Genomic DNA, 21,201 nt, shown 5'->3' with positions numbered 1-21,201 from the left:
AATCTACAAAACGCCATACTTTGCTCAAAGGCTCAAGCCTTAATCCAATTGCCTTCGAAGATCTAGATTTCATTTAAAAGGATAAGTAAAATATTGAAGTATATAGATTTTTGTTCGATTTAATTGTTGTCAAATGATTGACCTATACCTCAAGGCATAAGATAACAACGACATCCTCGTCGGCGGATCTGGTAATGATTCACTCTATCGAGGAAAGGATAATGATGAACTTATCGGTTGCTCTGGTAATTACACCTTGGGTGGTGCCAAGGAGACCATATCCTGACCGCTGGTTACAATTCTGATGCCTCCAAAATCTCTAAGGGGAATAACGTCATTTGCGACTTCTCTATTGTTCAGAATGATAGTATTGATGTCAATAGCTACAATCTTGAATTCACGCAGGATGGCGGCAGGCTTTGCATGATGCCAATGAGAAGCCGGTTCTGACCATGAAAGAGCAGAAGGAACTGGAGAAGCTCCGCGCCCAGGACCAGCGGGAGATCAAAGCCCTCAAGCAGGAGCTGAGGCACAAGGAAAAGGCGTTAGCGGAAGCCGCAGCTTTGTTGATGCTGACAAAAAAATTACTGCTTTGCAAGGTAAAAACTTCGTGCGCCATACTTACTTATGTAAGTAGGCTCATACTTTGTTATGCTAGAGAAGCCACATTCAATGAACAATCTTATAAGGCTTTCCGGAGTGTGCCAAAACGACACCATGTTTCCAATTGAAGCCATTGGATTATCAAGCTCTTTGAAAAGAATACCTTCGTATCCACTGGTGCATACAAGATCTAAGGATAAGCCTCTTTCAAGGGAGGCAGTTTTGTTGACAAGCTCAGGAATGTGGATTTGAGTATCAACTATTAATAGGCTATCAGCAGGGACTCTTTTGAGTAATGCAATTTGCTCGTCGATGTCTAGGTGGTATAAGAGCCCTAATATGCAAACAATTGAGCCGCTCCTGAAATCATCAAAATCCTTAACATTCATTTTTAGAAATTCAAACTTATCTTTATTGCGTGAAATCTTGTCTAAGGTTTCAGCCGAAATTCGATCATCTCTGCCATCAATAGCAATTACTTTGTAACCATAGCCGATAGCTACTCTCGAAAAAGTCAAAGGCCCGCATCCCAAGTCGTAAAGCAAAGTTCTGCCAAATGCTTTTAGGGAGTTCAATATATATTTGAATGCAATGATTCTTGCTAATCCCTCTTCCTCAAAAAAATTAATTTTGTCGATTGCTAGTGGGAATGTCAAAAGATATAAAGCAAGTAATGGCAGCTTTACAATACGTGAAAGAAAGGAGTTTGCAGGGCGAATCCGCAAAGTTATTGGTTTTAATAATTCGGCAAAGATTGCTGATCAGTTGCAGACGTTGTCAGCAACTTCCAGATGTATTGAGCACCCTGGAGCGTGCTGCATCAACCATCTCGCCAACGTCCTTGGCATCGATAAAGCTGCCGTAGTGCTTGACGTGCACATCGAGGGAATGGCCCATCAAATCCTTGGCCACCCTCACCGGCAGGTTGTAGACGATGGCCGAGCGGTAGGCGTAACCGTGCCGCAGCGAATAACTGCTGAGCCGCTGCCTATTGGCCACCACCTCGTCTCGCCATCCAGCCCACAGGGCTCGGCGGCACAGGTACTGATTCATCCGCCCTGCGGCCACTGAATCGGTCGCACCAAGCGGGGGCAACTCGGTGACACCCATTTCCAGCTCCAGCAACAACTTCGCCCCAAGCCCTGGATCGTCGAGCGGATCCAACGCCTTCACCGTCCGTTTCGGTGAACAACCGCGAGCGGTGCGTTTCTGATATTCCACGCGCAGGCCATCACCATCACGCCGGCAATACTTCAGCTCGATGGGCCGCAACCCGAAGACACCGCACAGCCCGACAGCCAACCGCCAGCGCGGATCAGGGATGGCATCCAGCAGGGCCAGGAACTGCTCATCCTTTAGCGGGATGGCCTGGCCGGCATTGGCGAATTCAGGCTCGGTATTGGGAGCCTTCCGACCTTTGATGTCGATCAGGTCATCACCCTGGGGCGTCAACCACCGGGAATCGACACCAACCTCGCGTACAGCGAATTTCAAAAACTGCGCCGCCCGCTCGATGCGCACCACCCGACCCCGTGACCCTGGAGCGCCCTTGGCCATCGCGGTGAGCAGGGCTTTGCCGTTGTTCGCACCAGGCAGGGCTTCGAGGATTTCCCGCATTGCATAGGAATAGGCCTCATCCCAGGTGGTCGCCTTCACCTGGCCGGATTGGATCTTGTGAATGCGAAAGCGCTCGACCACTTCAGGCCAATTGGTGCCGACTTTCTTCCGCCCTGCGGCGGTGCTGGTGTCTTCGGGCCATTGCAGGTGCACTGCATCTTTGAGGCTGGCGCCGGCTTGTAGGTGTTCGTTCACCGCTTCCACGGTCTTGAGCACCTCCAGCGCAATGCCAGGGCCCCAGTTGATGGGCAGGGCTGCAGCCTGGCGCGACCCATCCGGCCAACGCTTCTGCAGAAACACCTTCCCCTTCATTTCGCGCACGGTGAACCCACCGAGTGGAAACTGCTGCTTAAGGGCCTGCCGCAGCCCCTTCACCCAATCAGAAGAAAAGGCCATCAGTTCTGCCCTCCTTCGTATTCAGCGAGGATTCGTTCCCGTGTTTTGCGGACGTGTTCAGCGGCCTGCGCATCGGTCACTGGTGCGCGTTCAATCCGAATCATTCGGGCGAACTGCTGCTGAAGTCGTTTGGCGATTTTTTCCTGTTTGGCGAGTTGTCGCTGAAATCGTTCAGCTGCTTTTTCTTGTCTGCTCGCTTCTTTTTCTGATTCTCTCTTCGCTTTATCCGCAGGGCTGAGGCTGGTGCGTTTGTTTTTTGCTTGTTCGGCCCTGGTGGCCCACTTGCAGCTTTCTGGGGAATAGGGGCCGTCGTTGTCGATTCGTTCAATCTAATGCTCTGCACTGGGGCGTTCCCCCATATCGGCCAAGAACTGCTGGAAATGTCCCCAGCGTTGATCGACGGTGATGCCGCGGCCGCCGTAGTTCTTCCAACACTTCAGGTTGGGGTTCTTGCACCGCTGGTGCATATCCCACCAGACGCGGTATTCCCGTGATCGGGAAAGTCCGTTTTGTTTGCCCCGCACAAGCCGAGCGGGTCGAGATGATGAGGTCATCAGCTGAATGCAAGTTCAGTTGGTCACGGGTCAGGCAGTTGGCGCTGCGCTGGCCCACCCCATCAACTTAAAGGGCAAAAACGCCCTCGGCTCGCAGGACAGCTCGCATTTTGCGGCCGATAAGCACCAAAAAACCCCGAAATGACCAATGGCCAGATCGGGGTTTAGAGGGTTAAAAGCCAGCTGGGGACTGGCAAGTTGGGCATCGGGGAGACAGGATTCGAACCTGCGGCATCTTGCTCCCAAAGCAAGCGCGCTACCAAACTGCGCCACTCCCCGGCGCTCTAAGAGATTAGCGGTCAGCGTGCAGCTGTTCAGCGAGGTCGACGCCGCTGCGAATCGCTCCTTCCGCTGTTCCAAAGCCAGGGCCCTCGATCCAATCCCCGCAAAACCCCACTTCGCTCTTGGGGCACCATTGAAGCTCTGGGTGAAGAGGGTGGTTGAGGGGGCGTGATGCTCCCCAGCGCATCACGCCCAGGGGTTTTGCCTCGTTCAGCGCGGCTGATAGACCCGATGAAGACTTGAGCAGTTCGGGCAACAGGCTCACGAGACGCTGTTGCTCTTGGGCGAGCAGGCGAGCCTGGCTTTGGGGCGTGATCGCTTCTCCCGAATCCAAACCATGCACCACCAGCCCCCAGCGACCATCGCGTTGAGGCTGAAATACGAGTCTTTCCACCTTCCATCGCGCCTTGGCAGCTTCGCTCAACCAGATTTGAGCTGGGAAGACATCACCCTTGAGGTCTGGCACGCCGAGGTCCACCATTAAGTTCCAGCGCACCTCGGTGCGCATGCGTTGAAGTTGACTCAGAACGGCATCGAGGTCGATGTCCACCCCCTTTGCAACGGCTGATCTCAAGGGGACGTCGTCCCACGCCAGCATCTTCAGGGAGCGGGGATGGGCCAGCAGGGTTCCACTAAGCACCAGTTTCTGGGCCTTGAGGCTCCAGCTCCGATCCTCGTTTTCCAGCAGCCAATCATCGTTGCGTCGCTCCAGCCAGCGCACGCGGGTCTCGAAATGACGGCGCACTTGCGCTGAGCCAGCACCATCAAGCAGCTCTTCGCAGATGCGGGCCATGCAGGGAACGCCATGCCACCACCCGCCCTCCGGGCAGGCCTCAGGGCTGGTGGTGGCAGACAAGGCTGCTTCTGCGTCCAGCGAAAGCACAGGACGCTTGTTGCGCTCAAGGACTCCTGCCGACTGCAACGCTGAAAGCAGTTCCTCCATCCCCTTGGAGGGAGGGTTTTTGAGAGCAAAACCAGGTGCTCCATGGTCGAGCAACCAGCCGCTTTGGTCTCTCCTGCGACGGCTAGCAGCCCTGCCCCCCGGCCCCCGGCCGGCTTCAATCAGCGCAATGTTCAGATTTGATTGCAACTGGTGAAATCGACCGATCAGGCTGCATCCGGACAGCCCAGCTCCGACGACGGCTAGATCAACCTCAGCCACGTTCGCTGCAGCCACCGCTCCTGATCACATCCAATAACGTTCGGCAGCGACCCTGGAAAACAGTCCACCCAGCAGAGCCAGAAGAATCGTGACGCCAAAGAACGCGAAATACGCCATCTGAACCGTAGGCCTGATCAAGGATTCACGGCTTTCTAACAGCCGCCGCAGTGATGGCCAGCCTGAGTCACGAGACGACATCAAAGCGTTGATATGGGTCGCCTGAGATTCGAACTCAGGACCAGCCGGTTAAAAGCCGGATGCTCTACCGCTGAGCTAGCGACCCGTGCCCGCTTGGGCATGCCGTTTACGGCACCAAGTGAGGTTATCACTCAGGTCGCCGGAGAGACTGGTGGCTGCCGAACCATGGTAATGACTGGATCGAAGCCGTGGCCCGATCCTCAGATCGACGCTGATGCTTGGGTCGCCGATTCCGCCGTTGTCATTGGCAATGTCCGGATGGCAGGGGGCAGCAGCCTCTGGCCTACGGCAGTGGCTCGTGGTGATTTGGAACAGATCAGCATCGGAGCGGGGAGCAATGTTCAGGATGGCGCTGTGCTCCATGGCGATCCGGGGCAGCCGGTACATATCGGTATCAACGTCACCATTGGTCATCGGGCCGTTATCCATGGCGCCACGCTGGAGGATGGGTGCCTGGTGGGGATTGGTGCCATCGTTCTGAATGGCGTCACCGTCGGTGCAGGTGCTCTGGTCGCCGCCGGATCAGTCGTCACTAGGGATGTGCCCCCTGGGACCCTGGTGATGGGTGCTCCGGCAGTCGTGAAAAGGGATCTTCCTCCGGAATCGATCGAAGAGCAGCGCCGCCATGCCCAGCGCTATGCGCGACTGGCGGCATCCCACGCTCAAATCACTCCTTGAACTCAACCCCTTGATTGCTGCGAATTTGATCAGCTTTCAAGGAAGGTCGTGGGATCCACGTAGAAGTCCGTAAGATCGGCGACACTGATTTCCGTTTTCAAGAATGGTCCGAGTTGCCATCGGTCTGGTCCTCATCCTGGTGATCGTCGGTTACTCGGCCTTCAGCGTGATCACCACGGGCCAAGTCCTGGGTATTGATGCCCGTCTTTTCCTTGTGGTCGCTCCGATCCTCGCCGCCATCAGCTGGGCTGCCTTCAACATTGGTCGTGCTGCTGTGGGTCAGTTGCAGCTGATGCTCAAGCGCAGCCGCGCTTGATTCACAGGCGAGCAAGCTTCGTAGGCTGAAGGCTGCTTGCTGCAGCTGGTTGTCCCAATCTCCCCACGTCACTGTGCTCGGTGCCGGTCTTGCCGGTACCGAAGCGGCTTGGCAGATCGCCCGTGCTGGGGTTTCAGTCACCCTGGTGGAGATGCGTCCGATTCGACGATCTCCCGCCCACCACAGCAGCGACTTCGCTGAGTTGGTCTGCAGTAACAGTTTCGGCGCCCTGAGCAGCGACCGTGCAGCGGGTTTGCTGCAGGAGGAGCTGCGTCGGCTGGGATCCCTCGTGATCGGCACGGCAGACACCCACGCTGTCCCGGCGGGTGGGGCGTTGGCCGTCGATCGCGGTCGCTACAGCGCTGCGCTCACTGAAGTTCTGGATCAACACCCTCTGGTCACGATTGAACGCCGCGAGCAGCACACCCTGCCGCCGGCTGATGCGATCACGGTGCTGGCGACGGGGCCGCTTACCAGTGAACCCTTGGCGGAGGATCTGCGCTGTTTTACCGGCCGAGCTGATTGCCACTTTTTTGATGCGGCGAGCCCAATCGTCCATGGCGAAAGCATTGATCTGACGATTGCGTTCCGCGCTAGCCGTTACGACAAGGGTGATGCGGACTACATCAATTGCCCCATGGACAAGGAGCAATACCTGGCCTTCCGCCAGGCCTTGCTCGAAGCCGAACAGGCCGAACTCAAGGACTTTGATCAGAACGACGCCACCTTCTTTGAGGGCTGTCTGCCGATTGAGGAGCTGGCCCGTCGGGGTGAAGACACCATGCGCTACGGCCCGTTGAAGCCGATCGGGCTCTGGGACCCTCGTTGGGGTGATGTGAATGATCGCGATGTGCGTCGGGCCAAGCGCGCCTATGCCGTGGTTCAGCTGCGGCAGGAAGACAAGGATGGTCGTCTGTGGAATCTGGTGGGCTTCCAGACGAATCTCAAATGGGGAGAGCAGAAGCGTGTTCTTCAAATGATTCCTGGGTTGGGCCAGGCGGAATTCGTTCGGTTCGGTGTGATGCACCGCAACACCTTTCTTGAATCGCCACAGCTGCTGCAGCCCACGCTGCAATTCCGCCAGCGTCCCACCCTCTTGGCTGCTGGTCAGATCACGGGCACCGAGGGCTATGCCGCCGCCGTTGCCGGTGGCTGGTTGGCCGGCACCAATGCGGCTCGGTTGGCCCGGGGGCTTGAGCCCATTGATCTGCCGTCAACCTGCATGAGTGGAGCCCTCACGCATTTCGTTAGCGAGGCGCCCACCGCGAAATTTCAGCCGATGCCCCCCAATTTCGGACTTTTGCCCGATCTACCGGAGCGGATCCGCGACAAGCGAGCCCGTTATGGCGCTTACCGCGATCGCGCCTTGCATGACCTGGAGCTGGTGCAGGCCCTTCAACCTGAGACTCTGACGGTATGAACACCCCTGCTGAGGCTCGCCGGATCGAACAGCGCTCGCTGCGCTTTGGGGTCGGAGCCAATGCAGTGATGGCGCTCGCCGGGTTTTCCGCCCATGTGCTGACCGGCTCGTCGGCTCTGCTGTTGGACGGCCTCTATTCCGGTGTGCTGGTGGGTTCATCCTTGATTGCCAGCCGCATCAGCATGAATGTTGTGCGTCCCCCGGATCGAGCCTGGCCCTATGGCTATGAGGGGCAGGAGGCCCTGTATGTGTTGTTCCGCTCCCTGGTGCTGCTGGGGGTGATCGGCTTTGGCGTCGGCAGCGCCTGCTCCACCCTGATCGACTGGTGGCGGGGCTCCAGCATTGCTCCGCTGCATCTGGAACCGGTGGGGCTTTACACCGTTCTGATGACAGCGCTGTGCGGGCTTTTGGCCTGGCGGCATCGGCGGGATTGGCGCCGCACTGGGGGGGTGTCCCTACTGCTGTTGACGGAGGCCCGTAATGCTCGGATCGATGCGGTGATCACCCTGGCCACAGGCCTGGCCCTGCTGGCCTCTCCGTTGTTGCTGGCAACGCCGTTTTCCGCTCTGGCGCCGATTACCGATGCGCTGCTGGTGCTTGCGGTCAGCCTGGCCTTGTTGCGCGAACCCTTGGCGGCGCTGCGTGATGCCATGGCCCAGGCCGCCGGCTGCGCCGCCGACCCGGATGTGTTGCAGCGCACGCGGGTTGTGTTGATGCAGGAACTGGTGGGGCTTCAGCTGCAGATGATGGACTTCACCGTGCAGCAGCTCGGTCGTACAGCCTTTGTCGTGGTTTACATCAATCCGTTGCAGCCCCAGGAAAGTCGGGTGATTGATGCGCTTCGCCATCACATTGATGCCCGTTGCAGTGCAGAACTCGGCCGGCCGGTGAGGTCCGAGGTGATCCTGACGGTGATGCCACCGATTCATCGCCCGGATCCAAGGCCGCAGACGGCCCCTTAGCGTCACGTCAAAGAAGCGATGCCATGAGCGAGAAGCAGCAGTGGGATGCCGTTGTGATTGGTTCCGGCATCGGTGGCTTGGTCACCGCCAGCCAGTTGGCGGCGAAAGGAGCGAAGACCCTCGTTTTGGAGCGGTATCTGATCCCAGGAGGCAGTGGGGGAGCCTTCAAGCGCGCGGGTTACACCTTCGACGTCGGAGCTTCGATGATCTTTGGCTTCGGGACGAAGGGATACACCAACCTGCTCACTCGGGCCTTGGCGGACGTGGGCGAGCACTGCGACACCATTCCCGACTCCGCCCAGCTGGAATACCACATGCCCGGTGGCCTGCGCATCGCGGTGGATCGCGACTACGAGCAGTTCATCGCTGACCTGACGGCACGGTTTCCCCACGAGGCCGAGGGAATCCGCCGCTTTTACGACACCTGTTGGCAGGTATTCAACTGCTTGGACGCCATGCCGCTGCTGTCCCTGGAGGATCCGGCCTATCTGACCAAGGTGTTCTTCAAAGCGCCACTGGCCTGCTTAGGCCTAGCTCGCTGGCTGCCGTTCAATGTCGGAGCAGTGGCTCGACAGCACATCAAGGACGAGCAGCTGTTGAAGTTCATCGATATCGAGTGCTTCTGTTGGTCGGTGATGCCGGCGGATCGCACACCGATGATCAACGCAGGCATGGTGTTTTCCGATCGGCATGCAGGGGGTATCAACTACCCCAAGGGAGGGGTTGGCGTGATTGCCGAAAAGCTGGTGCAGGGATTGGAACGCCACGGTGGCGCCATTCGCTATCGGGCACGGGTCACGGAGGTACTGATCGAGAACGATCAGGCGGTGGGCGTGAAACTGGCCGATGGCGAGATCATCCATGCCAAGCGGGTGATCTCCAATGCCACCCGATGGGACACCTTCTCGGGTGATGGTGATGAAAAGCGCAGCTCTGGCCAGGCCCTGGTGGATGCTGCCCACACGCCTGACAAGGAGCAGTTCTGGCGCAAGCGCTATGTGCCTTCGCCGTCCTTCCTCTCGCTGCATCTGGGCGTTCGGGCCGATCTGATTCCGGCCGGCACCCACTGCCACCACCTGCTTCTCGAAGAATGGAGCCGGATGGAAGACGAGCAGGGGGTCATCTTCGTGTCGATGCCTTCGCTTTTGGATCCGGAATTGGCCCCGGCTGGCCATCACATCGTCCACACCTTCACGCCGTCATCGATGGAGGCCTGGCAAGGGCTATCGCCCAGTCAGTACCGGGAGAAAAAGGAAGCCGATGCCGCGCGATTGATCCAGCGACTAGAGGCAGTCCTGCCCGGCCTTGCGGAGGCCATCACCCACAAGGAGATCGGCACTCCACGCAGCCATCGGCGCTTTCTCGGGCGCTTTCAGGGCAGCTACGGCCCGATCCCGGCGATGCAGCTCCCGGGTCTGCTGCCGATGCCGTTCAACCGCACCGGACTGAAGAACCTCTATTGCGTGGGTGATTCCTGTTTCCCGGGTCAGGGCCTGAATGCTGTGGCCTTCAGTGGTTTTGCCTGTGCCCATCGGGTCGGAGCCGACCTTGGTCTGAATCCCTGGGCGCTGCCGGCCTGATCTTTTGCTTAGCGTGATTTCACCTAGGAGTTGGGATGCCGCCTGAGTTTCAGCCGTCGTCGGAAGATCTGGCCCGCTACCTCGAGCAGAGGGGTGAGCTCAGTAAGCCCTGGAATCTGCAAATGCTACGGCTCAAAAAGCTCAAGGAAGCCAAAAACTCGATGGATCCTCAGCTGTATCTCGAGAAGGTGCAGGAGGCCCACGCCGATCTAATGCGTCTGGGCCAGTTCTGGAAAGGCCGTGAACAGGAGGTGTTTGGTGGCACCTACCAACCCTCAGAACTGATCGAACCGCTGCCGGGTTCCCCGGACGACCGATGACCGGCATCGAACGCTTCGGCCTATCACCCCTGATCCGCTTCACCCTGCTCAGCCTCTACGGGGCTTTGGTGTTGCCCTTGCCGTTGCTCGCTCCTGCTGAGGTTCGATGGCTAATGGTGGCAGGGCTGCTGTTGGGCCTGGTGTTGGTGATTGGTTTGTTGAGTGAACGGGTGGAGACCGATGCGGAGGGGATCCAGTTGCGTTACCCCGCCTGGATCCGCTGGTTGCTGCGCCGCGGCTGGACCATGCGTTGGCAGGACATCCGTGGCTTGGTCCCTGTCAGTACCAGTCAGGGCGGAACGGTGTATTACGTGAAGGCAGCCGATCTTCGCCACCAGCTGTTGCCGCAACGCATCGAGCGGTTTGATCGATTCCTGGCTCTGCTGGCGGCCAACACCAATGTGTCGACCAAGGGCATCGGTCGTTTGACCCCACCCTGGACCTATCAGCTCTTGGCTGGCTTAGCCGTGATGATGATTGCCGGCGAACTGCTTGCTTCCCTGGCCCTGGCTCAAGGCTGGATCGGCTTGCCTGCAGGTTATCCAGGCTGACGAAAGAAAGCCCCGGATCGTGCTTCTCGATGGCTTTGTGATTGATACAGGCTTCAACACCACGGAACCCAAGGACTATTCCTACCCATCCTCCGGTGCAGAAATCCGGCGAAGACGTCTGGTTGGTGAACGCCGAACTGCAACTGGTCTGTCAGCTCAAGCAGATGCAGTGGCAGTTGATTCTCAGAGAGTGCCTTGCTGCAGGGGGCCAGCACATTTTTTCCAGCCCATCGACTTGAGCGTGTTCCATTTCTCCAAAGCCTCTTGGCGCGTCATCAGCTGACTGCCCTGGGGGATTGGGTCATCAGGTGGTCGCCAATGAAAATTGCGCAGGCAAATTAATTCATTTCGAGAGCCATCCCGATGGTTTGTGAACTGGCAGAACATCTGCTGTGGCTCATTGCTTAGCCAAGCGCCTTCAGTTTTGTAGGAAAGATCTTCAGTAATGGTTTCGCTCCATATGAGCTTGCCTTGATTCGGAAACCAGCTGCTGCTTTTTGTATTGGAGCTGGCGGAGTTTCTCAATGTGCTGCGCGTGTTCTCCGCTACTCCAGTGTTGAGGGAATGCAACTCGGGCCTGAAGCTCTGAGATTTCGTTATTGAGTGTTCGCGCTGGGTCCTCGGACCGAAGTACCCCTTCACTGTGAACCATTACAGCCATCTATGCCGCAGAACCGCTTGGGGATACTCAGGCACAAGTCCGTCCATCGAGGATGTGGAGCCAAGGCTGAATCCAGCCAGGCCAGGCCAATGAGCAAAGTCAAAGGCCTCATCAATGCTCACCTTTGTCCTGTACTGACCAGCTTTGTGGTGATCGATGGAGCCATCCAGATCGCACCGATCGCCGGCACTTCAACCAGTGCGTTGAAACCATTGAGAAAGTGACCGGGAAACCTCTGAACGGCATTGGTGCTGTAGCCGTCTGTAACGGTCGCCCCGCGGCTGACGTTGTGATCGTCGACTGATTTCAGACAGGTATTTCTGCTTCGATCTCCCAGCCTTCATTCGCAAGCTCTTCAGAAGTCTTGGGGGCGTCTTCAGAAACGACATCGATGAGGAGAAACTTCTCTCCTTGGTTGCAATAAATCCTGGTTAATCCGATCACGGCGGGGGCTCCCGGGTGTCGACATCGCCATGGTCACCCGTGTGAACGGATAAATCAACTGCGTCTGGGCTGGAAACAACTCTTGATTTCGTTCAGATGTTTGCGGTTGCCAAGTCGCTTCAAGACGCTCAAATCGACCCAGTTGGTCTTACGGGATGACAACCGAACTAACAAACCTCCCCTGTGGAACGGTTCAGGTCAAAGTCTGTTTGAACCACGTCTGTGAATTGGGTTGGGTGACCTCACACCATTTGGTCCCGCCTAAAGAGGCTCAACTGAAGAAATCAATTCGCCTCGAGTCGGAAGGCAGTAGCGAATCTCTCTGAATGCTGCCCTGGCGGTGATTCGTGATGGAGCAGTGGGATTTTGTCGTCTCCTCATTGCTGCTTGTAAGCGATCCCTTGCGGTGACGTTTGGCGTCTGGAACCCAGAGCGAACCAAGAAAGCTGCCTGATTTTTAAGACCCGCACATCAACGCCAGAGGCCTTAGACGGTCTCCAAGGGGTGTGAGCAAACATCCCAGGTTTGCGAGGTCGTCGATTTCAACGCATCCAACGACGGTAAGAATCCAGTCTCTGACTGGAATTACGACACCTGACCTAGCTCGCCGGCAGGTTGTCCAGGCTGAAGCGATAGCCCCGCTGACGCACGGTGGTGATTCCACCGCCCTCGCCCAGACCAGCCTGCTCCAACTTGCGGCGCAGGGTCAGCACCTGGGTGTCCACGGAGCGAGGGCCGCCACTGAAGGGTGGCCAGGCCATCCGCAGCAGTTCCTGTCGGCTACGCACCAGCCCAGGGGGCATCAAAAGGGCACAAAGCAGGGCGAATTCGCGAGGGCTGAGCTCCACCGGCTGCTCCCTCAGCGTCACTTGGCGAAGTAGCAGATGCACTTCGAGCGGTCCGACGGTGACCCGTTCCTGCAGACCGCTGTGCCCCCTCTTGAGCAGGGTGCGACAACGGGCGGCCAATTCCTCAAGACCGAAAGGCTTGCGCAACACATCATCGGCGCCGTCATCCAGCAGGCCCACCACCGGTTCTGCACCGGTGCGTGCCGTCAGCACAATCACAGGGCAACGCAGCTGTTCAGCCAGACGGAGTGCGGAGCTGCGCTCCAGCAGTTCCGCGCTGATCAACAGGTCGGGAGACTGTTCCTGACAGACCTCCAAAGCTTCAACGGCATTGGCGACAGCTGCCGTGAGATGTCCGTCATGACGGAGCCGCTGGACCAGCACCGTGCGCAGTGTTGGATGCGGCTCGACCACCAAGACCCGTGAAGGCTCCTGACCGGTGTTTGAGGTTGGCATCACAACCGAATCTGAGCTGGCTGCAGACGTTTCAGCCGAAAGGTTGTGGGGAGTGGAGGTCACTGGATCGGCCCGGGCGCGCCTACGCTAAGCCGAATTTCCTGGCAGGCTGGTAACAGGGGCTGCTGTTGCATCTCATGACATCACTCGACGACCCTGAAGCTATCCGTCATTTCCAGTCGCTGTGCGATGCCTGCCAGGAGCTGACCACGCGCTATCACACCCCTTCGGAGCTGCGGCTGTACTCCGACGGCTATCTGCATGCCTTGAGAAAATCAGGTTCTCTTGACCCTCGTTCTCAGCATCGCCTTGAGCAATTAATCGATCGCTGGATCATGGATCCCTCCAGCTTCATTGGCCCTGACGGGGATGTCAGCACTTTGTATATGCAGCATCCCCGGGGCTATTGAGTTAGCTCGCTAGAGCAATTTCCAATTTTTCCCTTAGTTCGCCGGAGTTGTACATCTCGATCAGGATGTCAGAGCCGCCCATGAATTCCCCTTTGACGTAAACCTGGGGAATGGTGGGCCAGCTGGAAAAGTCCTTGATTCCCTGGCGAATTTCCATATCGGAAAGAACATCGAATGTCTCGAATGCCACACCGAGGGAGTGCAGGATTTGGACCACATTGTTTGAAAAACCGCACTGGGGCATCAACTTGGAGCCCTTCATGAACACGAAGATCGGGCTGGAGGCGACCAGAGTTTCAATTCGAGCTTTGGTGGAGGGGTCCATCATTGATCCTGGGTTGAGCGTTAGGCGGACGCAGCGTCCGAAGGAGTTGAGGTGTTGAGCGCGAGGGCATGAATCGCCTCGCTGGCAAGTTCTTGCTGCAGAGCGCCGTAGACCATCTGATGCTGACGGATGCGCGAAAGGCCCGCGAAAGCGGATGACACAACCGTCACTTGGAGGTGGTCACCGCCGCCGGTCAGATCCTCGACGGTGACGTGGGCGTCTGGAATGACCTGTTGGATCGCGGCTTCAACGGCATCCGGCTGCACCATGACGGTGGTTGCGCAAGTGGGAACTAGCTCAGATGCTGACAGACCGGTTCATTGGCCGGCTGCAGATGCACCTCGGAACTCCGTTTCGACAAAGCCTAGTTCCAGAAGGCTTTGGTAGGCCTGCTGCCCCTGGGACTTGGCGGGTGTCATCAGCTTGACCACCTCGACCAGCACTGGAACAGCCACTTCCGGCTGGTTCTGGCGACGGAACAGAGCTGCAAGCCTCAGGTTGGTTTCGGCAAGCAGCTCCAGGGCTTCACGGCCCTTGTTGTCCATCTCACGGGGAATTCTCGCGTCCAGCCCGCGGAAGGCACCACTGAGATCGCGGTAGAAGGCCAGCAGTTGCTTGGACGCTTGACGTGCCTTGTCGTAATCAGCCCGTGCCGCTGCAAGGTCTCCCCGGCTGGCGGCAGCGTCGCCGCTGGCGAGCATGGATCGAACAGCCGCAGGGTTGAAACCACCTTGGGTTTGAGCAAGTACGCGGTTTCCTGCTGACGTTTGTGCGATGCCAGGAGCCGCAGTGACACCCAGGGTCGCCACCAGTGCAGCAGCTGTCAGCAATGCGCGACAACCCATGAGAACAGCTAGAAAAGTTTGGCGGACTTTAGAAGCCTTTTAGTGGTCGGCCAACGGCAGTACGGGCCGCTTGTTCAGCCGTATGCATCGCATCCGCCAATTGGATGTTGAACTGGCGTGTTGCCTCACGTTCGCCTTTTGGTGGCACCGTCAGGGCGGAACCGAAACAAATGGCAGCCCGGCTGAAGGGCCTTGGTGGGGCCTGGCTGTACCCGAGCCCGACGGGAACGACAGGAACGGAAACGCCTCGGCTCTGGGCGAGCTGAGCCAGACGCACCAGACCCGGCCACAGCTGAATGGCCTGGTCGGTTCGATAGATCCTTCCTTCGGGGAACATCACCAGCTGCTGTCCGGCGGCCAAAAGATCGATGGCGAGGCGCAAGGTGGTCATCGAGGGTCGTCCCTGGTCCACCGGAAAGCAGCCCAGCCGTTGGAGAAACCATCCCTGCAGCCCACGCATTTCTGTGGTTGTCACCATGAAGCGACAGTCGCGGCCACTGACCCGTCGGCCTGCGGCCATCGGCAGCATCAGGGCATCCCAGCGGGCGCGGTGCGTTGGCGCCAAGATCACTGGCCCTTGATGGGGCAGATGCTCCGGATGCAGCACCAGCCGCTCACGAAACTGAAGACGCAGCGCGAGATCCTGGGTGGTGAACATTGCCAGGGGGGCCCAGAAACGGTCGATTCCGACACTTAGGGCGCTTTCTCGGGTCGCCAGGGCCGCTTGCAACGGGCTCTACAAATTCGACGTTTGAGAACTTAAGGCCCCCAGGCAAAGCTGCATAGGATCCGGCCAACGACTGCCTCGTCATGGCCAGCCTCGGCGTCAATATCGACCACATCGCCAACATTCGAGAAGCGAGGCGAACCGTGGAGCCAGACCCAGTGTCGATGGCTCTTCTCGCCGAACTCGGCGGTGCTGATGGGATCACCGTGCACCTGAGGGAAGACCGCCGCCATATCCAGGATCGGGATGTGGAGTTGCTCAGGCAAACCGTGCGCTCCAGGCTCAACCTGGAAATGGCAGCCACCGAAGAGATGGTGGCCATTGCGCTGAGGATCAAGCCCGACATGGTCACGCTGGTGCCGGAACGGCGTGAGGAGGTCACGACCGAGGGAGGCCTGGATGTGGCAGGACAAAAAGACTCCCTGCGTGGTTTTGTGCAAACCCTTCAGGCAGCCAACATTCCGGTCAGCCTGTTTGTGGATCCGGAGTCCAATCAGCTTGATGCCTGCAGAAGCACAGGTGCCTGCTGGGTGGAATTGCACACGGGACGGTATGCCGATGCCGACTGGACCACCCAGCCGCAGGAGTTGGCGCGGTTGCAGGAAGGCACAGCCATCGCTCGGCAGCTCGGTCTACGGGTCAACGCCGGCCATGGCCTGACTTATCAGAACGTTGAGCCAATTGCAGCCATTCCTGGCATGGAGGAACTCAACATCGGTCACACCATCGTGGCGCGGTCAGTGGCCGTCGGACTGCAACAGGCTGTGCGGGATATGAAGGTTTTGGTTCAGAATCCCCGCCTTGATCCCCTTTTCGGAAAGGCGCCCGGATGACCACTTATCACTTCATTGCAGCCAGCGAGCGCTTCCTCACGCTGGAGGAGCCGCTGGAGGAAGTGCTTCGGGAGCGTCAGCGCAACTACGCCGAGACGGGAAAGGAGATCGATTTCTGGTTGGTGAAGCAACCGGTGTTTCTTGAGGCGCCAGAGATGGCTGACGTCAAGGCGAAGGTCCCTCAACCAGCTGCTGCAGTGGTGTCCACCGACCCCACCTTCATCACCTTCCTCAAACTGCGTCTTGAATACGTCGTGGTGGGCTCCTATGAGGCACCGTCCGAGGTGATTCCCGATGCTCTTGCCAATGCCGTCTGATGAATCCCAGTTCCCTTCCTGTTCAGCAGCGCATCGCACTTCTGGTCAAAGCCCTCGATGGTGCTGAGAAAACCAATAAGGCGTTGGCAACCTGTGCCGATGGCGACGCGATGGTGGACATCCTTCTGGGTGCTTCGACCAAGCTGGGGTTAAGGCTGACCCGTCGCGATCTCACCGAGACGCCCCCAATTCGTGACTGGATTTGGTTCAAAAACAATGACCCTCTGGTTACCGTCGGTGATTCCAAGCCCCGTTATCGACGAGCAACCCCAGAAAAAGCCAAGCCAGACTCGGCAGAACAGCCGGAACGCAAGCGTTTTCTCGGTTTGTTCTGATCTGCTTTTTGGTTGATTGCTGGGGTCCGTGGGGTAGACAGAATTGGGAGATCTCCATGGCCTTGTCTTGAACCAGAGCAGACGCAAGCACTGGGTGATTGGAGATGTGCACGGCTGCTACCAGCCTTTGCTCAAACTGCTTGCGATTCTGCCGCCGAACGACCATCTGGTGTTCTGCGGGGATGTGATCAACCGTGGTGAGGCCATCCCTGCAACGATGGATCTGGTTTGGGATCTGATCCAGACGGGCCGTGCAACGTGGTTGCGCGGTAACCACGAGCAAGATCTCATCCATGCTTTGGAGAACCACGTTGTTGCTTCATCGCAGGAAGGCTTGAGCCAACACGCCACCGTTGGCCAGTTGGGCGAGAGCAGCGCGAGACAGTGGCTACCGCGACTCCAACAGCTCCCCCTCGTGTATCGCGGTGACGGCTGGTGCGCCACCCACGCCGGATTCAATGCTGATGGCCAGCCGGATCTCTCCATTCGCGACCCGTTCTGGGAGACCTATGACGGTCGTTTTGGTCTCGTTGTTGTGGGACACACGCCCCGACCCCAGGTGGAGCGCCTGGAGCGCATCGTGCTGATCGATACAGGGGCGGTCTACGGCGGTTGTCTGTCGGCGTTCTGCCCGGAAACGGATGCTGTTGTGCAGGTTCAGGGGGCTGCAACGGACACATCCTTTCCCAGGCCTTCGGATCTCCAGCAAAGACCGTCTGTGCTGTCTGCAGATACAGGCTCTTGCTGACGGTTTACCGAAGTAACAGGGCTGAATTTTTGGCTCGCTTGCTGTCTCGGCAGTTGATTGAGCAGCAGCTGGGGCCTTTGGAGACGGTTGAGGTGATGGTGAACACCTGGCCCACCAGCCGATGGCTGGGGGAGCAGCTGGCCATGGCCAATGGCATCAGTTCTCTGGTGCGTTTCCCTTTTCCGGGCAGTCGCTTGCGGCAGCTTGTGCGCCAGGTGCTTCATCTCCCTGCGCAGGAAGATGATCCCTGGCGGGCGGGCCAGCTGGTCTGGGCTGTGCTCGAGCTGCTTCCCGAACTGTTGGACCAACCGGTCGCCCAGCCTCTTCAGGTGTGGTTAGCCCAGCGAGAGGGAACCGCCTCAGGGTTGACGCGGGATCGCTGGCAGCTCGCACGGTCAATCGCCGATGCCATGGACGATTACGCCCTCTATCGCCCAGATCGACTGGAGCGATGGAAACGGCCGCGGCCAGAAGACGACTGGCAAGCCGTTCTCTGGAGGCTGCTGGCTCAAAGGCTGTCCCGCGCCCCCTTTGGCCTGCAGGTGCGTGAGGCTGTTGATGCGCTTCGGCGGGGCGACGCCGACCCGGCCGTACTGCCGGAGCGGTTGAGGCTGTTCGGCATCAGCGCTTTGGCGCCGGTGCAGGTTGATCTCATTCAGGCCTTGTCTGGGCTGCTGGAGGTGGAGATCTACCTGCTGACGCCTTGCCCAGACCTCTGGCAGCGTTGCGGCAGTCGGCGGGCCTCACTTGGGGAGGACTGGCTTTCCCCACCCGATGGTGGCTGGTTGGCTGAAGCGCCTCGTTTAGAGGCTGTTCTCGGGCGGATGGGTGCTGAATTTCAGCAGTTGCTGGAAGGCTCCGGTGAAGCACAGCTGGGGGAGCGCCGCGAGGGTGACCTGTTTGCGGGGTCCCTGCAGATCGCCGCTGCTGCACAGCGTCAGCCCACCCTGCTCGATCAGCTTCAGCAGCAGCTGGTGGATGCCGAAAGCATTTCCGAGTTGACCCGTTCCACCGACGACCAGTCGCTGCTGTTTCAGGCAGCGCCGGGCCCTTGGCGGGAGGTGCAATTGGTGCGTGATCGCATTCTTCAGTGGCTGGCGGCCGATCCTGATCTTGCGCCGCGGGACGTGCTGGTGATGACGCCGCAGATTGAGCGCTATGCACCGCTGCTTAGCTCTGTGTTCAACGACACGGCTGCCATCGGTATCGATTTGCCCTGGCGCCTCACCGACCGCAGTCAGCAGAGCAGTCCTGGGTTGTCGATGGCGATGTTTACGCTGTTGGAGCTGGCGGCCACGCGCCTCACAGCTACGGGTCTGGAACGTCTCCTGGCCAACCCGGCCCTTCAGGGCCAGCAGGGACTCACGGCGGAGGACGCGGTGCTGATGACCCAAACGCTTCAACGCAGCGGTTTTCGCTGGGGGCTCGATTCCCGGGAGCGCGGGAGTGATGAGGTGCACAGCCTGCGCTGGTGTCTGGACCGCTGGCTGCTCGGGCTGGTGCTGCCGGTCGAGCCGGGCCTGGCGCCGGCGGGGGCGGCACCGTTTCAGCAGGGGCTCGACCCCGACCGCCTGGTGCGTTGGTGGAGTCTTCTGGATCGTCTGGCGCGCATGCTGGATCGCTTGCGCCAGCCCCGGCCATGCCATGACTGGGTGCAGTTGCTGCAGTCCCTGCTGGAGGAGCTGTTCGCTGATGGTGGAGCCTGGGCCGACGAGTTGCAGAGCTGGGCTGCGGCGCTGGAGGAGTGGCGGCTGCGGGCGGAAGACTGCCCCTTGGACCTCGACGCTGCCGTGGCGCTGGAGGTGCTGCAGGAGGCGTTGTCGGTGGACAGCGGCCGCTTCGGTCACCGCAGTGGTGCCCTCACCATCAGCGCCCTGGAGCCGATGCGAGCGATTCCCCACAAGGTGATTGTGTTGATGGGGCTCGACAGCGCTGACTTCCCTCGCCCGAGCCGGCGTCCTGGCTTCCATCTGCTGGAGCAGCAACGGAGTCTGGGGGACCCCCGTAGCAGCGACCAGGACCGCTACGTGCTGCTGGAGGCCTTGATGTCCGCTCGGCGTCATCTTTTGATCAGCTGGTGCGGTCGGCTGGAGCGCACGGGTGAGCCCCAGCCGCCAGCGGTGCCCGTGGAACAGTGGCTTGCTGTCCTGCAGGAGCAGTTGCGTCGGGCCGGCGCCTCCACGGAGGGGTTGGTGATCACTCCGGCGGCCAACCCCCTGTCCGCTGAAAACTTCAGACCCGAGGCGCCGCTTAGTTGTGATCGACGCCAGCTGGAGGCCAGGTGCTGCCTCGATCGTGCCCCAGCATCGGCCCAGAACTCCCTGGGGCTGGCCTGGTCATCGCTTTGGCGGGAACCGCTGGCTAGGGACGGTGACGTTCCGAGCTCGGTCTCGGTTTTGGACCCTGAAGCGTTGCTGAACTGGATGCAGCAGCCCCAGAAGGCCTGGTTGCAGGCGCGGGGGTTGCGTCCAGGTGAAGGCATTGAGGCTGTGGAGGACCTCGAAGCCCTCGAGCTGGACGGTTTGCAGCGCTATCTGCTGCTCAACCACGAGCTTGAGGAGCACTTCATTCTTGGATCGGCTCCAGATTGGACGGCGTTGCTGGCGGGCCAGGGCGTGCTTCCTGCGGGTGCTGGTGCTGCTCTGGAGCAGGAGGATCTGCAGCAGCGTTGGCAGGCCCTGCAGCGTCAGCTGGCATCGCTCGGCCCCTGCCGGCGGGAGGTACCTGTCCTCGCGGGCTTGCCAAGGCCCCTGCTTTTTGCCGGGGACACCCAGGTGGTGGTGCAGCCCGGCATGCTTACGGCCGCGGCCGTGATGCGCGGTTGGTTGCAGCATCTGCTGCTTTGTGCTGAGGGTCTGGCTCCTGCTGGTGGTTCAGCGGTGGTAGCGCGCAGCACACGGGTTGCCGGAGCTGAGGTGCATCTGCGTTGGGCTGCGTTACCGGAGGCTGAAGCCATGGATCGGCTGCACCAGCTTCAGGATTTGGCGCAACAGGGCCTGGTGCTGTGCTGGCCGGTTCCCCCGAAGAGCGGCTGGCAGATGGTGGCCAAAGAGAAGCGCAAACCGGGTTCCGGGGAACTGGGATTTCGAGCGACCTGGCAGGAGGAAGGAGCCACCCCGGTGATGCAGCTCTGCTTTGGTACAGAGATCTCCGCGGAGCAGCTGATGGATCAGGACGGATTCCAAGAGGCTTGCCAGCTGCTCTACGGCCCCCTCCTGGTGCAACTTCGCTAAACGAAAAGCTCATCCAACATCTCGCCCATGCGTTCGTTGGAGATCACGATGGGATCACCCGCCTGACGTCGGAAGAAGTAAGCCCGATGTTCCTGGCCGATGCTTTCGACAGCGGCGGCCTTGCGCACGAGCAGCTGAGCTAATTTCTTGCGACGTTCAGGAGACACAACAGGCAGGTGCTTTTTACCAACCTGTTCGCTGCTGGCACCGCATCGACACAAGCCCTTGTTCTCTCAAGGGTTGAGTCGTATCGCTTCATAAGCCCACAAAAAAGCGAGGGTTCTTTAGGCCCTCGCTTACGTCGTCTTCTGTTCTGGGACGTGACAGCACCCAGTCCAGTTCGCAGCTTTCGCCGGCTGCTTCATAGAAGTTAACACTGC

General features: G+C 59.0%; 27 protein-coding genes and 2 tRNA genes. 16 read left to right on the top strand and 13 right to left on the bottom strand.

The features are described from left to right. Positions 1-172: 172 nt before the first annotated feature. Complete coding sequence (locus tag DXY30_RS14640; RefSeq protein WP_256359537.1) at positions 173-286, top strand: hypothetical protein; 114 nt, start codon at positions 173-175, stop codon at positions 284-286. A 298-nt stretch (positions 287-584) separates the two neighbouring features. Here DXY30_RS14640 and DXY30_RS13815 read toward each other — a convergent pair whose 3' ends face one another. Both DXY30_RS13815 and DXY30_RS01295 read right to left on the bottom strand, forming a co-directional pair. Next, the gene (locus tag DXY30_RS13815) at positions 585-1,259 is read right to left on the bottom strand and encodes a class I SAM-dependent methyltransferase (protein WP_206749515.1); all 675 of its coding nucleotides are present in this window, start codon (positions 1,257-1,259) and stop codon (positions 585-587) included. A 121-nt stretch (positions 1,260-1,380) separates the two neighbouring features. After that, on the bottom strand, positions 1,381-2,616 hold the full coding sequence (locus tag DXY30_RS01295; RefSeq protein WP_115093046.1) for a hypothetical protein: 1,236 nt from the start codon (positions 2,614-2,616) through the stop codon (positions 1,381-1,383). Positions 2,617-2,669: 53 nt separating this feature from the next. On the opposite strand from DXY30_RS01295, the gene DXY30_RS13810 reads away from it, so the two are divergent. Beyond that, complete coding sequence (locus DXY30_RS13810; RefSeq protein WP_170951082.1) at positions 2,670-2,825, top strand: hypothetical protein; 156 nt, start codon at positions 2,670-2,672, stop codon at positions 2,823-2,825. A gap of 120 nt (positions 2,826-2,945) precedes the next feature. Here the strand turns inward: DXY30_RS13810 and DXY30_RS13460 are convergent, their stop codons facing one another. The 4 genes from DXY30_RS13460 to DXY30_RS01275 all read right to left on the bottom strand — a co-directional run bounded on the left by DXY30_RS13460 (position 2,946) and on the right by DXY30_RS01275 (position 4,897). Next, positions 2,946-3,170, bottom strand: a complete 225-nt coding sequence (locus DXY30_RS13460; protein ID WP_137006760.1) for a hypothetical protein — start codon at positions 3,168-3,170, stop codon at positions 2,946-2,948. A 205-nt stretch (positions 3,171-3,375) separates the two neighbouring features. Then, a tRNA-Pro gene (locus DXY30_RS01285) sits at positions 3,376-3,449 on the bottom strand. 13 nt (positions 3,450-3,462) lie between these two features. Beyond that, the gene (locus DXY30_RS01280) at positions 3,463-4,629 is read right to left on the bottom strand and encodes an NAD(P)-binding protein (RefSeq protein ID WP_244281192.1); all 1,167 of its coding nucleotides are present in this window, start codon (positions 4,627-4,629) and stop codon (positions 3,463-3,465) included. A 196-nt stretch (positions 4,630-4,825) separates the two neighbouring features. Next, positions 4,826-4,897, bottom strand: a tRNA-Lys gene (locus DXY30_RS01275). 86 nt (positions 4,898-4,983) lie between these two features. Between DXY30_RS01275 and DXY30_RS01270 the strand changes: the two genes are divergently transcribed. From DXY30_RS01270 to DXY30_RS01240, 7 genes are all read left to right on the top strand, one after another. Further along, positions 4,984-5,490, top strand: a complete 507-nt coding sequence (locus tag DXY30_RS01270; RefSeq protein WP_371638485.1) for a gamma carbonic anhydrase family protein — start codon at positions 4,984-4,986, stop codon at positions 5,488-5,490. A gap of 193 nt (positions 5,491-5,683) precedes the next feature. Further along, positions 5,684-5,806 (top strand): photosystem II protein Y, encoded by a 123-nt coding sequence (locus DXY30_RS13795; protein WP_166017357.1) that lies wholly within the window; start codon positions 5,684-5,686, stop codon positions 5,804-5,806. A 49-nt stretch (positions 5,807-5,855) separates the two neighbouring features. Continuing rightward, positions 5,856-7,226: an FADH(2)-oxidizing methylenetetrahydrofolate--tRNA-(uracil(54)-C(5))-methyltransferase TrmFO gene (gene trmFO / locus DXY30_RS01260; RefSeq protein WP_115093042.1), complete on the top strand. Its 1,371-nt coding sequence runs from the start codon at positions 5,856-5,858 to the stop codon at positions 7,224-7,226. Next, positions 7,223-8,188 (top strand): cation transporter, encoded by a 966-nt coding sequence (locus DXY30_RS01255; protein ID WP_115093041.1) that lies wholly within the window; start codon positions 7,223-7,225, stop codon positions 8,186-8,188. Before trmFO ends, DXY30_RS01255 begins: the two co-directional genes overlap by 4 nt. Before the next feature lie 23 nt (positions 8,189-8,211). Continuing rightward, the gene (gene crtH / locus DXY30_RS01250) at positions 8,212-9,768 is read left to right on the top strand and encodes a carotenoid isomerase (protein ID WP_115093040.1); all 1,557 of its coding nucleotides are present in this window, start codon (positions 8,212-8,214) and stop codon (positions 9,766-9,768) included. A gap of 35 nt (positions 9,769-9,803) precedes the next feature. Then, positions 9,804-10,088 (top strand): hypothetical protein, encoded by a 285-nt coding sequence (locus tag DXY30_RS01245; protein ID WP_115093039.1) that lies wholly within the window; start codon positions 9,804-9,806, stop codon positions 10,086-10,088. Next, positions 10,085-10,639 (top strand): hypothetical protein, encoded by a 555-nt coding sequence (locus DXY30_RS01240; protein WP_115093038.1) that lies wholly within the window; start codon positions 10,085-10,087, stop codon positions 10,637-10,639. The genes DXY30_RS01245 and DXY30_RS01240 overlap by 4 nt, the downstream gene beginning before the upstream one ends. Positions 10,640-10,822: 183 nt before the next feature. On the opposite strand, the gene DXY30_RS14360 is transcribed toward DXY30_RS01240, so the two are convergent. Beyond that, positions 10,823-11,209 carry a hypothetical protein gene (locus tag DXY30_RS14360; RefSeq protein WP_244281190.1) on the bottom strand — a complete coding sequence of 129 codons (387 nt, stop codon included), beginning with the start codon at positions 11,207-11,209 and terminating at the stop codon, positions 10,823-10,825. A 215-nt stretch (positions 11,210-11,424) separates the two neighbouring features. Here DXY30_RS14360 and DXY30_RS13790 point away from each other — a divergent pair, with 215 nt between their 5' ends. After that, complete coding sequence (locus DXY30_RS13790) at positions 11,425-11,604, top strand: hypothetical protein (protein WP_170951072.1); 180 nt, start codon at positions 11,425-11,427, stop codon at positions 11,602-11,604. Between the two features lie 739 nt (positions 11,605-12,343). Here the strand turns inward: DXY30_RS13790 and DXY30_RS01230 are convergent. Beyond that, entirely contained in the window at positions 12,344-13,111 is a 768-nt protein-coding gene (locus DXY30_RS01230) for a response regulator transcription factor (RefSeq protein WP_115093037.1), read from the bottom strand. A 74-nt stretch (positions 13,112-13,185) separates the two neighbouring features. On the opposite strand from DXY30_RS01230, the gene DXY30_RS01225 reads away from it, so the two are divergent. Beyond that, entirely contained in the window at positions 13,186-13,458 is a 273-nt protein-coding gene (locus DXY30_RS01225; protein WP_115025131.1) for a DUF6761 family protein, read from the top strand. Position 13,459: 1 nt separating this feature from the next. Here DXY30_RS01225 and grxD read toward each other — a convergent pair whose 3' ends face one another. From grxD to DXY30_RS01205, 4 genes are read right to left on the bottom strand one after another with little or no spacing between them, the layout of a single operon-like run. Continuing rightward, entirely contained in the window at positions 13,460-13,783 is a 324-nt protein-coding gene (grxD, locus tag DXY30_RS01220) for a Grx4 family monothiol glutaredoxin (protein WP_115093059.1), read from the bottom strand. Between the two features lie 20 nt (positions 13,784-13,803). Next, the gene (locus tag DXY30_RS01215; RefSeq protein WP_115093036.1) at positions 13,804-14,052 is read right to left on the bottom strand and encodes a BolA family protein; all 249 of its coding nucleotides are present in this window, start codon (positions 14,050-14,052) and stop codon (positions 13,804-13,806) included. A 48-nt stretch (positions 14,053-14,100) separates the two neighbouring features. Then, positions 14,101-14,628, bottom strand: a complete 528-nt coding sequence (locus tag DXY30_RS01210; protein WP_115093035.1) for a hypothetical protein — start codon at positions 14,626-14,628, stop codon at positions 14,101-14,103. Positions 14,629-14,656: 28 nt separating this feature from the next. Then, positions 14,657-15,358: a 1-acyl-sn-glycerol-3-phosphate acyltransferase gene (locus DXY30_RS01205; protein ID WP_170951079.1), complete on the bottom strand. Its 702-nt coding sequence runs from the start codon at positions 15,356-15,358 to the stop codon at positions 14,657-14,659. Between the two features lie 80 nt (positions 15,359-15,438). On the opposite strand from DXY30_RS01205, the gene DXY30_RS01200 reads away from it, so the two are divergent. From DXY30_RS01200 to DXY30_RS01180, 5 genes are all read left to right on the top strand, one after another. Beyond that, complete coding sequence (locus DXY30_RS01200) at positions 15,439-16,188, top strand: pyridoxine 5'-phosphate synthase (RefSeq protein ID WP_115093034.1); 750 nt, start codon at positions 15,439-15,441, stop codon at positions 16,186-16,188. After that, positions 16,185-16,505 (top strand): MgPME-cyclase complex family protein, encoded by a 321-nt coding sequence (locus DXY30_RS01195; protein WP_115093033.1) that lies wholly within the window; start codon positions 16,185-16,187, stop codon positions 16,503-16,505. Before DXY30_RS01200 ends, DXY30_RS01195 begins: the two co-directional genes overlap by 4 nt. Beyond that, positions 16,505-16,840 carry a hypothetical protein gene (locus DXY30_RS01190; RefSeq protein WP_115093032.1) on the top strand — a complete coding sequence of 112 codons (336 nt, stop codon included), beginning with the start codon at positions 16,505-16,507 and terminating at the stop codon, positions 16,838-16,840. Before DXY30_RS01195 ends, DXY30_RS01190 begins: the two co-directional genes overlap by 1 nt. Positions 16,841-16,907: 67 nt before the next feature. Further along, on the top strand, positions 16,908-17,588 hold the full coding sequence (locus DXY30_RS01185; RefSeq protein WP_115093031.1) for a metallophosphoesterase: 681 nt from the start codon (positions 16,908-16,910) through the stop codon (positions 17,586-17,588). Next, positions 17,582-20,821 carry an exodeoxyribonuclease V subunit gamma gene (locus tag DXY30_RS01180; protein WP_115093030.1) on the top strand — a complete coding sequence of 1,080 codons (3,240 nt, stop codon included), beginning with the start codon at positions 17,582-17,584 and terminating at the stop codon, positions 20,819-20,821. Before DXY30_RS01185 ends, DXY30_RS01180 begins: the two co-directional genes overlap by 7 nt. Here the strand turns inward: DXY30_RS01180 and DXY30_RS13785 are convergent. Then, entirely contained in the window at positions 20,818-20,988 is a 171-nt protein-coding gene (locus tag DXY30_RS13785) for a hypothetical protein (protein ID WP_170951078.1), read from the bottom strand. The two genes, DXY30_RS01180 and DXY30_RS13785, sit on opposite strands and share 4 nt — an antisense overlap. Positions 20,989-21,201: the final 213 nt, after the last annotated feature.

Source organism: Synechococcus sp. UW106 (genome assembly GCF_900474015.1).
Taxonomy (GTDB): domain Bacteria; phylum Cyanobacteriota; class Cyanobacteriia; order PCC-6307; family Cyanobiaceae; genus Parasynechococcus.
The sequence above is the reverse complement of the archived record's forward strand: the minus strand, read 5'-3'. Positions and strand labels throughout refer to the sequence as shown.

Bases quoted from the DNA above. Each gene is read 5' to 3' on its own strand.
- DXY30_RS01255 (WP_115093041.1), top strand. From the start codon at position 7,223: ATGAACACCCCTGCTGAGGCTCGCCGGATCGAACAGCGCTCGCTGCGC.
- DXY30_RS01200 (WP_115093034.1), top strand. From the start codon at position 15,439: ATGGCCAGCCTCGGCGTCAATATCGACCACATCGCCAACATTCGAGAA.
- DXY30_RS01215 (WP_115093036.1), bottom strand. From the start codon at position 14,052: ATGGTGCAGCCGGATGCCGTTGAAGCCGCGATCCAACAGGTCATTCCA.
- DXY30_RS01195 (WP_115093033.1), top strand. From the start codon at position 16,185: ATGACCACTTATCACTTCATTGCAGCCAGCGAGCGCTTCCTCACGCTG.
- DXY30_RS01190 (WP_115093032.1), top strand. From the start codon at position 16,505: ATGAATCCCAGTTCCCTTCCTGTTCAGCAGCGCATCGCACTTCTGGTC.
- DXY30_RS01270 (WP_371638485.1), top strand. From the start codon at position 4,984: ATGACTGGATCGAAGCCGTGGCCCGATCCTCAGATCGACGCTGATGCT.
- DXY30_RS13460 (WP_137006760.1), bottom strand. From the start codon at position 3,170: ATGACCTCATCATCTCGACCCGCTCGGCTTGTGCGGGGCAAACAAAAC.
- DXY30_RS01210 (WP_115093035.1), bottom strand. From the start codon at position 14,628: ATGGGTTGTCGCGCATTGCTGACAGCTGCTGCACTGGTGGCGACCCTG.
- grxD (WP_115093059.1), bottom strand. From the start codon at position 13,783: ATGGACCCCTCCACCAAAGCTCGAATTGAAACTCTGGTCGCCTCCAGC.
- DXY30_RS01240 (WP_115093038.1), top strand. From the start codon at position 10,085: ATGACCGGCATCGAACGCTTCGGCCTATCACCCCTGATCCGCTTCACC.
- DXY30_RS01245 (WP_115093039.1), top strand. From the start codon at position 9,804: ATGCCGCCTGAGTTTCAGCCGTCGTCGGAAGATCTGGCCCGCTACCTC.
- DXY30_RS01295 (WP_115093046.1), bottom strand. From the start codon at position 2,616: ATGGCCTTTTCTTCTGATTGGGTGAAGGGGCTGCGGCAGGCCCTTAAG.
- DXY30_RS01225 (WP_115025131.1), top strand. From the start codon at position 13,186: ATGACATCACTCGACGACCCTGAAGCTATCCGTCATTTCCAGTCGCTG.
- crtH (WP_115093040.1), top strand. From the start codon at position 8,212: ATGAGCGAGAAGCAGCAGTGGGATGCCGTTGTGATTGGTTCCGGCATC.